This window comes from Furfurilactobacillus milii, from assembly GCF_009864005.1.
Classification (GTDB): Bacteria; Bacillota; Bacilli; order Lactobacillales; family Lactobacillaceae; genus Furfurilactobacillus; species Furfurilactobacillus rossiae_B.
Genome location: NZ_WEZQ01000011.1, coordinates 1 through 13,474 on the forward strand (window position 1 = coordinate 1; position 13,474 = coordinate 13,474).

The following is a 13,474-nucleotide window of genomic DNA, read 5'->3' on the forward strand; positions in this document are numbered from 1 at the left end:
GAAACGGCCTCACTCCAGATGAATACTGGAATGAAGCCGCTTAGAGAATACCAAAACTTTATATTATTTCATCTGTCAACTTGACAGGGCACAGTGCATATGAATTCGCGGCCTTACTGTCTATACTGTTTAGTAGGTTTCATCTTCAACCAAACCACCGTTTGGCTTCAACTCATTTACACCCAATTCTTTACCCAAAACAAGTAATGCGTCTTCACGCGTCTTGATTTGATCCATATCCCAAATTGCGGAATGAATGGATGAATCATCATAATCAAATTGTTCAAAGTAAATATATGGGTCTGAGTTACGGTCTTCTGAAGCTGCGATAATCTTAGTCGAGAAGCCATGCGCCCAATCCCGATCGTCTAATTTCGGAAAGTCCTTTACTGAAATAAAGCCCTTGTCTGCAATAATATCTAAGGCTTTCTTAACGTCGGCATCGTCATATTCAATGTTGGCATCATTATATTGTCCGTTCTCGTCTGCCATCATCAGCATCTCCTCTTTATTTATAAATCCAGCATAGCACTGTGGATTTTAAATGGTAAGCGAATCCACTCTTTTCTACTGACCATCTTAATATCTGTCGTTCCAGCCAATAGAGACGCCGTTTGCCTCCACTATGTAATGGTTGGTTTCTTCCAACATTTAGATAAAAGGCTAATCACATAAATGTCGTTCATCTATTCTGTTATATGAGCTGGAGGGCGTCAGCATTGAAACCAAGTCGTGAAGGTTCTGTTAATCCGCGGTTTTACGGATTTACAGAACGGACGGTCATGAAGACTCGGTTTTGGAGGCTTCATGACGAGGTGAGAGACTATGGTTTGCAGGCTCGAACCGGTCCCACGACGGTGTTGCAATGTTGACAACCGTAAGCGCAAGCACAACTATACGGAAGATAAAACGTATTAGATCAGTGTTTAAGGTCAATAATGACAACTTAATCGTTACTTATTTACGAATAAGCGCGTAAAGTGTTTTGTTCTCTATAGCTGGCGCGTTATAATTGTGGCAGACTTTTGAAACAAGAAATGGGGAATATTCCGTTGGATAGTGGTGAAATAATTAGCAACTTAGTCATTATGCTAATTACTTTTGTATTTGCTACCTTTTTCGTGGCGGCTGAATTTGCGCTGGTGCAAACGCGGCCTAGTGTTCTGGAAGAAGAACAGGATAAACGCGAAAAGACATCAAAGAAGATCGATGTGGCCACCAGAATGGTCCACAACTTAAATGAATATTTATCAACAACACAGGTTGGTACCACGCTGTGTGGGATTATCCTTGGTTGGATTGGTGAAGAAACCGTAACAACGATGTTGGTTGACCTGTTTGGCATCGTTAACCTCAATTTCAATACAACCTTGGCACATGCTATCGGTTCTGTTGTTGGGATTATCTTGCTGACTTACTTTGAAGTGGTTATCACCGAAATCGTACCAAAAAACATCGCGATTGACCGGCCATTCCAAGTTTTGATGTTGGTTGTTACGCCTTTGCGTTATTTCCATGTCGCTTTCTACCCATTTGTTTGGTTATTAAACACTTCGGCAAACGGCATCGTGAAAATGATGGGGATGAAACCTGCTTCTGAAAGTGACGAAGCCTTCAGTCAGGCTGAAATCCTGAATTTGTCACGAAACGCCGTCTCTGGTGGTGAACTGGATCAGGAAGATTACGTGTTCATGCAGCGGGCGTTTGAAATGAACGACAAGGTTGCCCGTGACATCATGATCGACCGTACACAGTTGGAAGTCGTCGACGTCACTGACACCGTTAAGGACGCTCTGCAGGTTTACTTAACTGAGCAATTCAGTCGTCTCCCCGTTGTCGCTGATGGTGACAAGGATAAGATCTTGGGTTACGTCTTTAACTACGACTTGATCCGTCAAAGTCAGGTTGACGATTCCATCAGTGTTGCGAAAGTTTTGCGCAACATTATCACGGTACCCGAAACCATGCCAATTCAAGATGTGCTGAAACAAATGATCAACAAGCAAACGCCAATCGTTGTGGTTGTTGATGAATATGGTGGTACTTCTGGGATCGTTACGGATAAGGATATCTACGAAGAACTGTTCGGCACTGTTCATGACGAAATCGATGATGTTTCTGACGAATATATCTTCAAGCAAGATGATGGTTCTTACCATGTTTCTGGGAAAATGACGTTATATGATTTTGAACGTTATTTCCAAACGGACATCAAGAAGTTTGAAGAGTCTGAAGTGGTTACGCTGACAGGTTACATCATTGAAGCGGACCCCGACATCAAGGCTGGTGACAGTTATCAAATTGGTGACTTCCAATTTACCGCCCTTGATTACGAAAACGCCTATATTAACTGGTTTGAAGTAATTCGCAAACCCGTTGAAAATGAAGAAACAAATAGTGATTCCGAAGCACCTGTAAGTGAAGAAAAATAATTATTTTTAAAAGGCTCATCACTCCTCCGAAAGCGGAAGAATGATGAGCCTTTCTAGTAGCATCTTCACGATAATCAGCATTGAGAATTAGTCCCGATATACAAAAATGAAGGTCTCAATGCTCTTGAGCCTCCGCCAAATCTGACGCAGTGATACCAAACATCTTCATCAAAAACTTGGGCACACCATCTTCGTCGACCGGAACGGTTGTTGTCGCCGCTTGATCAATCACTGCTTGTGGAGAATCAGCCATCGCAACACTGGTCTGTGCCTCGCTGAACATTGGCGCATCATTGAGTCCGTTACCGAACACAATAGTATGCGCGGCATCGATATGTAGCTGTTGTTGTACTGACCTGAGCGCAGTTGCCTTACTGACATCCTTTGGAATTAACTCGATGTTCCACGGATTTGATGCTGACAATGAGAATAAACCAGTCTCCGCAAACGCTTGACGCGCTAGCGCTAACTTGTCGCCGTAGTGTGACACTGCCAGGCCATTTGTAATCGTATCTGCGATCGTTTTTACATCGACGATATCTTTCAAGTAAATCGTATCGGTGTCAACGCCGCGGCGTAAGAATCGCATATGCTCAATCGCCTCGTGTTCAGTGGACGTATGAAAAGTATCCTTCAAGTTGAACAAACGGAGTGTTAGTCCGTAGCGCTCACAAATTTCATACGCAGCGATGGCGGCATCCGTGCCAAGCTGCGTTTGATGAATCTGATCGCCTTGCGCAATCACCGCCCCATTGGAACAGATGATGTTCATGTCAGGACTTAATTGATTGCCAATTGACCGCGCCAATGCAAGCAATCGTCCACTAGCAATATATGTTTCATGACCCTCCGCACGAAGTTTGGCAAACACTGCCTTCGTCAAGGGTGACACAATTTGGCTCTTTGGAATTAACGTGCCATCAATATCTGTAACAATTAAATAATGTGCCATTAACAATTCCTCCGTTAACACCATTTTACGCCTGTTCATGATGCGTCTGGAAGCTAGATTGCGAATCGTCAAGACTGGTTTCAAAAAAATCCTTGCTGTACACTCAACTTAAATCAAAAACGAGGAGTTCATATGCATGACGCCATTAAACATTCGCTACATATCTATTGAAGGAAACACCCGCAGCTTCGTCAGTCACCTGGCTGAATATGCTGACAAACAACATGAAGAAAATGCTGATAAGCCCACACTTAAGGTTGAAGAAATCTCCGAACAATCAGATTTTATCGATGAAACAGAGCCCTACTTTGCGTTTGTCCCAACTTATCTAGACGGCGGCAATGGCATCGACAACGGTGTTAAAGAGCTAATGACAAATGTCCTTGGTGAATACATTGCTTATCATGATAATCGCAAACAATGTTTAGGCGTGATTGGTTCCGGTAACCGTAATTTCAACGAACAATATTGTTTAACAGCCCGTCGCTATGCCGACAAATATGGCTTCCCGTTTTTAGCCGATTATGAGTTGCGTGGAACGACCCGCGACGTCACCCGCATTTATGATTTAATCGTTAAAACGGCTATTCAAGCAGACAAATAAAAATATCCTGAACAATGTGCACGTTCGCAAGTGCCGCACTGTTCAGGATATTTTTCATTTAACGAATAATTATTTCGAAATTTTAGCTTGTTGTTTAACCCGTTCTGAGTGTGCGCGCCAATAAACGGCAATCAACGCAATCATCTGCACGCCACCAACCGCCATGAATAAAACCGGGAATGTTGCATAATCTAGCATAAAGCCACCAAATAGCGGACCCAATGCACGGCCAAATGCAATCGCCATGTTTGCAAAGCCTTGATAGCGGCCGGCTTCACTAGCGGGCGCTTTAACGGCGATCCAAGCTGGCAAGGCCGGGTGACCAATCATTTCACCAAACGTAAGCACGATCATAGTGATCACAAACATTGCGTAGGTTCGGGCAAAAATCAGCATAAAGAACGACGCTGCAAATAGCGTGATCCCAACAACAATGACGTTTTCAATCTTAAATCGCTCACTCCAGCGCGTAATTACTGGCTGTAACAGCACGATAATGACCCCGTTCAAAGTCCACAACAGGCTATAATTCAGCACGGGAATGCCTAAATTGGTCATGTGAACCGAAATCACACTCTCCCATTGTGAATACGCCAGGTTAATCGCCAGCAATAACACTAAAATCAACGTGATCAAAACAGTTGGCCGTGAGCGCTTTGGCGTACCATTGGTCTTAGGATTCTTAGATTGTGCCGTTGACCTGTTCGTTTGTGTTTGCGGTTTAACATTAAAGTGTAAGGCCACGACGAGCGTTAGCGCCGCGTAACAAACGGCAGCAATAATGAAAACCGTCGTAATACCAAATTTAATGGCATAACCGACAATCAATGTCCCAATCACGACCCCGATATTCATTGACACGTAAAGCATGTTAAAAACATGCCGTGTCGAGGTAGATTTCACCCATGTTGCCAGTGAATTCAAAATGGTCATGTTGACACCGTCGCCAAACCCGACAACTAGCAACAAAATGCCATATACCGGCCAACCATGCCAGAATATCAAGGCGACTACAGCTAGAGTAGCCAAAGCTGCTGACAGTACCCCCGTTTGATATGGTTTCCAGTGATCAAATAAATAGCCACCAACTGAGTCACCGACGATCATCATCAAGGACATCCCCAATAACACCAGTCCTGATAAAGTAAGTGATTCATGAAGATAATTATGTAGATAAATCGTCGTTAGTGGCCATAAGAAACTCGCCCCGCTGTTATTCAACATGGATGCTACAAACAACCAGCTAAATTTAACTTCTGAACGTTGGGATGACAGAAAAATCCACTCCTTTGAGTTCGTTTGTCCTACTTACCTCATTCTATCACGACGCCTAGATTAGGTCGCCTATGGACGGTTAATTGATATTTCTTCACAAGAATATTTATGAAAGTTACTTACTTAAAATTCGTACATTGCCGTTTTGTAAAGTTCGTTTCGTTTACGTTTAAATTAAAAACATGTAAAAAGTTTACAAATGCTCATTTATTCACTTTAAATTCAACCGTTTGCCTGCTATGATGTAAACGTAAACAAATAAGGACACATAAAGGAGATTGCTTCATGAAAGCTGCTGTTGTTAGAGAACCAGTCGACGGATTTGTTGACGTTAAAGATGTTACATTACGTGATTTAAAACCTGGTGAAGCTTTAGTAGATGTTGAATACTGTGGTCTTTGTCACACTGACCTTCACGTTGCTGCCGGTGACTTTGGTGAAAAGCCTGGCCGGATTATCGGTCATGAAGGTGTTGGGATCGTTTCTAAGGTTGCTGATGGCGTTGATGCCGTTAAAGTTGGCGACCGTGTCTCCATTGCTTGGTTCTTCAAGGGCTGTGGCCACTGTGAATATTGTCTGACTGGCCGTGAAACACTTTGCCGTCAGGTTCAAAACTCTGGTTTCACTGTTGACGGTGCGATGGCTGAACAAGTTATCGTTGACGCTAACTACGCTGTTAAGGTTCCAGATGGCTTGGACCCTGTTGAAGCAACTTCCTTAACTTGTGCCGGTGTTACGATGTACAAAGCAATCAAGGTTGCTGACGTAAAGCCTGGCCAATGGGTATCTGTTGTCGGTGCCGGTGGTTTAGGTAACTTGGCTATCCAATACGCTAAACACGTATTTGGCGCCCACGTTGTTGCTGTTGATGGTAACCCTGACAAATTGCAAGCTGCTAAAGAAGCCGGTGCTGATTTGCTGATCAACCGTCACGATGGTGATGTTGACAAGCAAATCCAAGAAAAGGTTGGCGGTGTTCACGCTGCTTTGGTTACTGCTGTTACTACTGCAGCCTTCGACCAAGCCGTTGACTCACTCCGTCCTGATGGTAAATTAGTTGCCGTTGCCTTACCACAAGGTGACATGAAATTGAACATCGCTAAGACGGTTCTTGATGGTATCGTCGTTGCCGGTTCATTGGTTGGTACTCGCCAAGACTTAGCCGAAACATTCCAGTTCGGTGCTGAAGGTTTGGTTCACCCAATCGTTAAGACTCGTAAATTATCAGAAATTAACGACATGATCCAAGAATTAATGGACAACAAGGTTGTTGGCCGTAACGTCGTTGACTTCGTTCATAACAAGTAAAAGATTAAACCAGTGCGGACAAACCCGTATTGAAATTGAGCACTAACGGAATAAGAACGATTAGCCGCACTTTGGCTGATGGTTCTTATTTTGTTAGGCGGAGATTTCAGGGTTTGGTAGCACGCCGAGTTTAAACCAGAGTTATCGATACAGCTATAAACATCTTCCAGCTTAAATACCATTATTAATGGCTTAAAACTAATCTATCCTGGCAAAAAAGTGTGCTACGCCTATCTCGAACATCGTTATAAAAATAGCAATCATCATTGCCGGTGGAAAAACCGTTAATGTAAGTACTAACCCTGTTACTTTAATGACGATATCAATAATCACAGCCCGATCCGATAACGTATACAGCAGTCCAAGCGACAGATCATCGTTTGCCACATTCACTGAATGTGAGATTGCCATGTTACTGAGGGTCACAGCAAGAACGACCACGCCGTAGAATGCCTGCGCCGTGGGATTATCAAAATTGTCCGCGACTAAACTGGTCGTATATGGAAATAAAGAAGCAAAAAACAACATTAGTAGCGTGTAAATAACCGTTTGAGCATTGACCAATTTTACTTGTTGCCAATTATTGTGATGGGTCATCCACATGAGGCCAATCCAAAAGAATGATAAAGCATATGCAAAAAAGTTAATGCGTAAGTCCCACAAGCCAGCAGGTGTCACACTTGCTGGCTTTTTTAATTCCAGTACTAGAATGGTCATCACAATTGCAAGAACCGCGTCCGTAAATGCAGCCAATCTATCTTTATCCATAAATACCTCCTACATGGTTGCCTTAAACTGCACTTTAAGGTGTATTGTGCGTTTGTAAATGACCAGCAAAACCGTTTGCTAGAAAGGAAACTCAAACTATATTATGAATCAACAATCCATTATCCTCTATTTCACTAGTTCCGGTACCACCCGTCAAGCGGCAAACAATATTGCTCAGTTGACCGGTGTGAAAGCATTCGCCGTCCAGTCAACACCACCGTATCCCCAAGGATACGATGCCGTTGTTGAAGTTGGCAAACATGAACTGGACGCCCAAATCCATCCCCAGCTAGATTTAACTACTCTTCCAGATATTACATCTTTTAAGAACATTTTTATCGGCTTTCCAACATGGTGGCAACAACCACCAATGATTATCCATTCTTTATTTGATCAGTTGGATTTTAAAAATAAAACTATCATTCCCTTTACTACAAGCATGAGTACGCCTATCACCGATTCAATGCCGTATCTGCAAAAAATGGCTGCATCCTTTAGTGGCATCACCGTCGTTGATGGCATTCGCTACACAAATGACAAGGCACTTAGAGACTATCTAAAACAACACGAATTACTTTAATTAACACTAATCGTTCTTTCAAACGGAGGTAAGACAATGAACTTATTAATTTTAGCTGCAAATGGACAGATTGCCAGAATCGTTGAACATCGTATTTTGACTGAGCCAACCTTTAAAGATATCAATCTGACACTTGGCTTGCGCAATGTCAGTCGTTTAAACACTTTATCAAATAATCCGCGAGTTCGGTTAATTGAAGTTAATCTTGATGATACTGATGAAGTGAAAAGTGCCATGGCTAATCAGGACATGGTGGTCTCTGCGGTTGTTGACCACGATAAAACCAATCGACCAACAAAGAACATTATTGCTGCTGCTAAAGAAACGGGCACGAACCGAATTATTTCGACCAGTCTATTAGGCCTATACAACGAGGTTCCCGGTGAGTTTGGTCAGTGGAATCAACAAATGGTTGCCAGCGGTTTACCCGCAGCCATTAACGCTGACAAACTGCTATCAGAATCAGGTATTACTTACACAACGCTTCGTTTGCCTTGGCTAAACGACCGTGACGAGGTTAATTATCACATCACAACACGCCATGAACCTTACGTCGGCGTTTCCGGTTCGCGCCAAAGCATCGCTGATGTTGTATTGAAAATTGTTGCCGATCCCACCTTTGCGGCAAATGACAGCATTGGAATTGCTGATCCAGCCACTCAAGGTGAAAATCGGCCCGTTTACTAAAATAAACAGCAAATGAAAATACGGATTGGTTAGCTCTCAAAACGAGGCTACCCAATCCGTATTTTTGTATTCACACTCTATATATTAATGCGTTGCTACATACTCATCTAATTCTTTCAGGTAAAGTGCCTTTTGTTCCTTGCTAATCCATGAGCTTTCAAACGAATTTTTAGCCAATTGAACGACCTGTTCCTTCGTTAAATCAAATTTGTTGGCAATTGCATAATAGTTATCGGCAATATATCCACCAAAATAAGCAGGATCATCTGAGTGAATTGAAACTTTGACACCTTTTGCCAATAATTCGAGTACTTCCTTGCCCTTCATTTCTGGGGAAATAAAGGCATTGGACAGTGGACAAGAAGTAAGCCCAATCTGATTTTTACTAACAAAATCTACGAGGTCAGGATCTTCAACAATATTTGTCCCGTGATCTAATCGCTCAACACCAATAATCTCTAATGCCTGTCGAATATGCTCGATAGAATCCTTTTGGTCAATATCCGCGTGAGCAGTTAAATGTAGACCAGCGGCAGCCGCATCAGCGAACTGACGAGCAAACTTAAGAGGCGGATTGTTGTGTTCGTCAGAATCCAAGCCGACACCCACCAGTTGATCCTTGTATGGCAATGCTTCAACCAAAGTCTGGCGAGCAGACTCACTAGTAAAGTCACGCAGGAAACACATGATCAATGCTGCATCAATATTCAGCGCTCGAGCATCAACGATTGCACGATGCAGTCCGTGAAGCACTGTTTCAAACGCAATCCCACGACTTGTATGCGCCTGTGGGTCGAAGAACATTTCCACATGCCGAACGTTATTAGCAGCGGCTCGTTGCAAGTATGCAAAAGCTAAGTCATAGAAGTCCTGTTCTTTTTGTAAAACATCCATTGCTGGATAATACACGGCCAAAAACGAGGCCAAATCGTCATAGTCATACGTTTTTTGAACTTCTTCCACGGTCTGTTGACCGATATCGATATGATTTCTTTGTGCCAATTTCAACTTCAAATCTGGTTCCAGTGTTCCTTCAATATGCACATGTAGTTCAGCTTTGGGTAAACCACTAGTAAATTCACGGGTAATTGGCATCGCTTGAAATCCTCCTCAAGAATAAGTTCGTGTAATAGTAATGGTAATTATCATATCACAATTTTTTGTTGTGTAAATACCATAAAACACGAACTATATTATAAAGATAATTATAAGCGTCCATAGTTTAAACTAATGTTTTTGATTCTTTGTTTGTATATTCTTAAATTATTTCTGAAAATTTCACCTGTATTATTTCACTACTATTTCACGACTTTTTAACTTTATTACTATACTTATGACATAATAACAGGAATAAACAAATGCCGTCACTATGCGGTTGCGCCCATTAGGTGCTACCCAGTTTCACCAAATCATGCGACACTTTGCTCATTAAGAAAGGAGCGAGTTATGGAATTAGCCACTGCATTAAAAGCTGCTCGCCAACAAGCCAATTTATCACAGCAGGCCGTTGCCGATGAACTTCATATTTCACGTCAATCTATTTCGAAATGGGAAACTGGCAAAACTTTGCCCGATATCGAAAATCTAATTCGGTTAAGTACGCTTTTCGATTTGTCTTTGGACGATTTAATTAAGGGAGATACCACTATGATGACAAAGATTTCGCATGACTCTAAGGTGTTCACAATTTTAAAAATCGTGTTAGCAACGCTTGTCCTGACCATTGTATTTGCGTTAACGATTGCTTTCACACTTGTCCAGCTAGTCCCAGGCACCGTTCACCCAATTCTAGTGTATGTGCCGATTTTGTTCAGCCTAATCGTACCGGTTGGTGCGCTCTTGTACATGCTCATCAACATTCGTAAACAGCCTAGTCGTGGAATGAAAATAGCACTTGTTCTAGCTCTAGCAGGTGTACTCTGCGTATTTACTTTGCGGATTCTGGCCACCTTTTTTCAATTACCATATTTAACAGACGTCATTTAAGTTTCGCTGAACCTTCACTTGATAATCTGGTCTATAATTACCATAATTGAAACTAACATCGTAATCGTTATCAAACGAAGGAGACGCGTGCTTATGAAAAAGTTGCTATTCATCCTCAGTTTAGGTTTTAACGTTTTATTGGTCTTTCAAATGAACTTAGCGCACCAGCGGCTTGAAGCATTCCGGCAACAACAGGCCGAAACGGACAGACGAAACGGATTGTCAAACTCGCAAACAAAGGATTGCGAGTAACATGCATGTTTCGGATGATATGATTCGACCTGAATTACAGCGATTTGGTCGCATTGCCCGTCGAGCTGTACCTTATTTGACGCCGACTAAAATCCACGTTATCAATGCCCTTACAGGTGCACAACGCGGCGTTGGTCGCAAATCACTCAATTATGAACAGCACTTTATCGATCGTCCAGATGGCAGCCAACTACGACTCTGTGTGTATACATCGTTGAATCGACCACACAATGTACCCGGTATCCTCTATTTGCATGGCGGTGGTTACGTTATGGAACGGCCCGAAACGGAGGCGTTTGCCATTCAACGTTTTATCAATGCTACAAACGCAGTCGTTGTTGCACCGGATTATCGCTTGGCAAGTGAAGCACCTTATCCGGCCGCTCTAAATGATGCCTACCTTGCCTTAAAATGGCTTCAACAGCATGGTGCTGAGTACGGTATGCGTGACGATCAAATTATGGTAGCTGGGGCCAGCGCCGGTGGCGGCCTGACTGCCGCGTTGACATTGTATAACCGCGATCATGGTGATGTTGGTATTGCTTTTCAAGTGCCACTGTACCCCATGCTTGATGACCGCATGTTGACAGAGTCGTCGCAAAACAACGATGCGCCCGTTTGGAATACATTGTCTAACAAACTGGCATGGCAGATGTACTTAGACAATCAGTTCGCGCAAAACGAAGTCCCAATTTATGCCGCACCCAGTCGGGCAACTGATTTTCACAATTTGCCTGCTACGTGCACGTTCATCGGCGATGTTGAACCATTTTATGATGAGACAATGCAGTACATGCAGAAACTTAAGGACAGCGGTGTCCCAACCTTTAGTAAGGTCATGAAAGGCTGCTTCCACGGTTTTGATATGGTTTGTCCAAACTCAGCAGCGGCCCAAGATGCGGTTCATTTCTTAACTGAAACACTGCAATACGCCACAACCCACTTCTTCCAAAAACAACCTGAATAAAAAACGAGTAAACCTCGTGCAATTACTGTCGTTTCGAACAGCGTTGCACGAGGTTTACTCGTTTAATGACTATTTAGTTTATTACGCTGGTTCATTCATTGGCGCTTCATCAATAACAGGCGCGTTTTGAACCCAATCATGCGGACGACAATTAACAATCCAGTTCACACCATATTCATCAGTGAACTCGCCTCGTTTGCCGCCAAAATAAGCGTTCGTATATGGTTCAGTCACACGTACTCGACCAGAGTTGGCCACGTGTTCAAAAAACTTTTGAGCCTTAACAACGTCTGCGTTATCATCTGCGTTAAATTCCAGTAAAATCGCAATGTTTGTCGCATGTTGTGGCTGGTTCATAAAGTCGTCTGCACATAGAATTTCTGAGCCCATGACTTCAAAGCCACCATGCATCGTTGAGTTGTTTAAATCAGTATCAATTAAATCTAAATCCCGCGCTGCGTTCTTTGTTACCGGAATGCGGAATAGATGGTCTGCGCCAAAAACTTCATTGTAATAGGCCATCGCTTCTTTAGCGTTGGGGAAGTGGATATATGGATGTAGTGAAGATGCGATAATCGGTCCCCCATTTCAAATGTAAGGACAGTATAGTGAACAATTCCGCCGCTGTCAATTTGACAAAACGATTATTTATGTTACACACCAAGGTCAACAAGATTAAATAAGTATGCTAAAGTGAATATATATAAACCGTTATAAACGTTGATTTATCAAGTGATAACAACGATTCATACCATTTTTACATAGCTTTTAAGTCACGAAACTTAGGGGACGATTTGATGAAAGTACTTGGTATCTTGGGCGCACATAAACAGCATGGTGTGACCGCCAAGTTGCTCGCCACAACTTTGGCCGCGGTACCCGATTCTACTGAAACGGAAACAATTTATTTGGAGGACTATGATATTCATCCAGATATTAAGGGCCAATCCAATCCCGTTTTGGATGAGCTCACTAAGAAACTGCTAGCCAGTGATGTCTGGGTGTTTGCCGCGCCAACCTTTTGGGGCGGTTTATCCGGTGTGACAAAAAACTTTTTGGACTGTTTACGTTGGCGTTTAGTGCGCATCGATCACGTTGGTGACGCACATCCCGACCGTTTTAAGAACAAACATTATCTATCCATTACAGACTGTTACATTAGTCCCATTAACAACTTCTTCACGGGCATTACTGATGAAACGTTCAAACAAATCGATCGCGTCATGTCTGCCGCCGGCGTGATTAAAATTCACGAAATCGTCTGCCCTAATACATTTAAAAATGGCGACCACATCCCCGAAAGCAAACTCCAACTCTGCCGCAAATGGGGTGCCCGTCTACCACAAAAATCGAAACGAGATGATAATACAATGAAGCGCTACGTTGAACTTTTCTGCATGATTGCTGTGATGTCTTTAATTACGATGGGTATTCAACGTGCTCTCAGCGGTGTCCTGACGCAAACTAACTTCTGGATCAACTGGGGGACGTTTGTCGTTATTTTCTTCGTTTTGCTAGCCATCATTCTCCACACGGTCACTTTTTTGGTTCACCGCCGGCGGTAAAGATTACAGGTATTTTATAAACGTACAATTAAATAAAAATCTAAAATGATTCAAAGTAAATCGATCAGTGAAAGGTATTTCTTACTTTTCGCTGGTCG

Annotated in this window: 15 protein-coding genes; 9 read left to right on the forward strand and 6 right to left on the reverse strand. The window is 42.7% G+C overall.

The window, feature by feature from the left end:
- Positions 1-129: 129 nt before the first annotated feature.
- A complete protein-coding gene (locus GB993_RS06545; protein WP_017261587.1) occupies positions 130-495 on the reverse strand; it encodes a hypothetical protein in 366 nt (121 codons plus the stop codon).
- Between the two features lie 557 nt (positions 496-1,052).
- Here GB993_RS06545 and GB993_RS06550 point away from each other — a divergent pair.
- Positions 1,053-2,432 carry a hemolysin family protein gene (locus GB993_RS06550; protein WP_161003686.1) on the forward strand — a complete coding sequence of 460 codons (1,380 nt, stop codon included), beginning with the start codon at positions 1,053-1,055 and terminating at the stop codon, positions 2,430-2,432.
- 115 nt (positions 2,433-2,547) lie between these two features.
- On the opposite strand, the gene GB993_RS06555 is transcribed toward GB993_RS06550, so the two are convergent.
- Positions 2,548-3,384, reverse strand: coding sequence for an HAD family hydrolase (locus GB993_RS06555; protein ID WP_161003585.1), 837 nt, complete (start codon positions 3,382-3,384; stop codon positions 2,548-2,550).
- A gap of 136 nt (positions 3,385-3,520) precedes the next feature.
- On the opposite strand from GB993_RS06555, the gene nrdI reads away from it, so the two are divergent.
- Positions 3,521-3,988, forward strand: coding sequence for a class Ib ribonucleoside-diphosphate reductase assembly flavoprotein NrdI (gene nrdI / locus GB993_RS06560; protein ID WP_161003586.1), 468 nt, complete (start codon positions 3,521-3,523; stop codon positions 3,986-3,988).
- Positions 3,989-4,057: 69 nt separating this feature from the next.
- Here nrdI and GB993_RS06565 read toward each other — a convergent pair whose 3' ends face one another.
- Entirely contained in the window at positions 4,058-5,227 is a 1,170-nt protein-coding gene (locus GB993_RS06565; protein WP_284142835.1) for an MDR family MFS transporter, read from the reverse strand.
- Positions 5,228-5,548: 321 nt separating this feature from the next.
- Here GB993_RS06565 and adhP point away from each other — a divergent pair, with 321 nt between their 5' ends.
- Entirely contained in the window at positions 5,549-6,571 is a 1,023-nt protein-coding gene (adhP, locus tag GB993_RS06570) for an alcohol dehydrogenase AdhP (protein WP_161003588.1), read from the forward strand.
- A 198-nt stretch (positions 6,572-6,769) separates the two neighbouring features.
- Here adhP and GB993_RS06575 read toward each other — a convergent pair whose 3' ends face one another.
- The gene (locus GB993_RS06575; RefSeq protein ID WP_161003589.1) at positions 6,770-7,339 is read right to left on the reverse strand and encodes a TMEM175 family protein; all 570 of its coding nucleotides are present in this window, start codon (positions 7,337-7,339) and stop codon (positions 6,770-6,772) included.
- 103 nt (positions 7,340-7,442) lie between these two features.
- On the opposite strand from GB993_RS06575, the gene GB993_RS06580 reads away from it, so the two are divergent.
- Positions 7,443-7,919, forward strand: coding sequence for a flavodoxin (locus GB993_RS06580; RefSeq protein WP_161003590.1), 477 nt, complete (start codon positions 7,443-7,445; stop codon positions 7,917-7,919).
- 36 nt (positions 7,920-7,955) lie between these two features.
- On the forward strand, positions 7,956-8,606 hold the full coding sequence (locus GB993_RS06585; RefSeq protein ID WP_161003591.1) for an NAD(P)H-binding protein: 651 nt from the start codon (positions 7,956-7,958) through the stop codon (positions 8,604-8,606).
- A gap of 84 nt (positions 8,607-8,690) precedes the next feature.
- Here GB993_RS06585 and GB993_RS06590 read toward each other — a convergent pair whose 3' ends face one another.
- Positions 8,691-9,701 (reverse strand): adenosine deaminase, encoded by a 1,011-nt coding sequence (locus GB993_RS06590; protein ID WP_161003592.1) that lies wholly within the window; start codon positions 9,699-9,701, stop codon positions 8,691-8,693.
- A gap of 351 nt (positions 9,702-10,052) precedes the next feature.
- On the opposite strand from GB993_RS06590, the gene GB993_RS06595 reads away from it, so the two are divergent.
- The 3 genes from GB993_RS06595 to GB993_RS06605 all read left to right on the forward strand — a co-directional run bounded on the left by GB993_RS06595 (position 10,053) and on the right by GB993_RS06605 (position 11,811).
- Positions 10,053-10,592: a helix-turn-helix domain-containing protein gene (locus GB993_RS06595; protein ID WP_161003593.1), complete on the forward strand. Its 540-nt coding sequence runs from the start codon at positions 10,053-10,055 to the stop codon at positions 10,590-10,592.
- 93 nt (positions 10,593-10,685) lie between these two features.
- On the forward strand, positions 10,686-10,844 hold the full coding sequence (locus GB993_RS06600) for a hypothetical protein (protein WP_161003594.1): 159 nt from the start codon (positions 10,686-10,688) through the stop codon (positions 10,842-10,844).
- 1 nt (position 10,845) lies between these two features.
- Positions 10,846-11,811 carry an alpha/beta hydrolase gene (locus GB993_RS06605; protein WP_161003595.1) on the forward strand — a complete coding sequence of 322 codons (966 nt, stop codon included), beginning with the start codon at positions 10,846-10,848 and terminating at the stop codon, positions 11,809-11,811.
- An 81-nt stretch (positions 11,812-11,892) separates the two neighbouring features.
- Here the strand turns inward: GB993_RS06605 and GB993_RS06610 are convergent, their stop codons facing one another.
- On the reverse strand, positions 11,893-12,333 hold the full coding sequence (locus GB993_RS06610) for a VOC family protein (protein ID WP_161003596.1): 441 nt from the start codon (positions 12,331-12,333) through the stop codon (positions 11,893-11,895).
- 275 nt (positions 12,334-12,608) lie between these two features.
- Here GB993_RS06610 and GB993_RS06615 point away from each other — a divergent pair, with 275 nt between their 5' ends.
- A complete protein-coding gene (locus GB993_RS06615; protein WP_161003597.1) occupies positions 12,609-13,376 on the forward strand; it encodes a flavodoxin family protein in 768 nt (255 codons plus the stop codon).
- The last annotated feature ends 98 nt before the right edge of the window (positions 13,377-13,474 follow it).

Coding starts and splice junctions, on each gene's coding strand:
- GB993_RS06545 (WP_017261587.1), bottom strand. CDS start 495: ATGATGGCAGACGAGAACGGACAATATAATGATGCCAACATTGAATAT.
- GB993_RS06555 (WP_161003585.1), bottom strand. CDS start 3,384: ATGGCACATTATTTAATTGTTACAGATATTGATGGCACGTTAATTCCA.
- nrdI (WP_161003586.1), top strand. CDS start 3,521: ATGACGCCATTAAACATTCGCTACATATCTATTGAAGGAAACACCCGC.
- adhP (WP_161003588.1), top strand. CDS start 5,549: ATGAAAGCTGCTGTTGTTAGAGAACCAGTCGACGGATTTGTTGACGTT.
- GB993_RS06575 (WP_161003589.1), bottom strand. CDS start 7,339: ATGGATAAAGATAGATTGGCTGCATTTACGGACGCGGTTCTTGCAATT.
- GB993_RS06580 (WP_161003590.1), top strand. CDS start 7,443: ATGAATCAACAATCCATTATCCTCTATTTCACTAGTTCCGGTACCACC.
- GB993_RS06585 (WP_161003591.1), top strand. CDS start 7,956: ATGAACTTATTAATTTTAGCTGCAAATGGACAGATTGCCAGAATCGTT.
- GB993_RS06590 (WP_161003592.1), bottom strand. CDS start 9,701: ATGCCAATTACCCGTGAATTTACTAGTGGTTTACCCAAAGCTGAACTA.
- GB993_RS06595 (WP_161003593.1), top strand. CDS start 10,053: ATGGAATTAGCCACTGCATTAAAAGCTGCTCGCCAACAAGCCAATTTA.
- GB993_RS06600 (WP_161003594.1), top strand. CDS start 10,686: ATGAAAAAGTTGCTATTCATCCTCAGTTTAGGTTTTAACGTTTTATTG.
- GB993_RS06605 (WP_161003595.1), top strand. CDS start 10,846: ATGCATGTTTCGGATGATATGATTCGACCTGAATTACAGCGATTTGGT.
- GB993_RS06610 (WP_161003596.1), bottom strand. CDS start 12,333: ATGGCCTATTACAATGAAGTTTTTGGCGCAGACCATCTATTCCGCATT.
- GB993_RS06615 (WP_161003597.1), top strand. CDS start 12,609: ATGAAAGTACTTGGTATCTTGGGCGCACATAAACAGCATGGTGTGACC.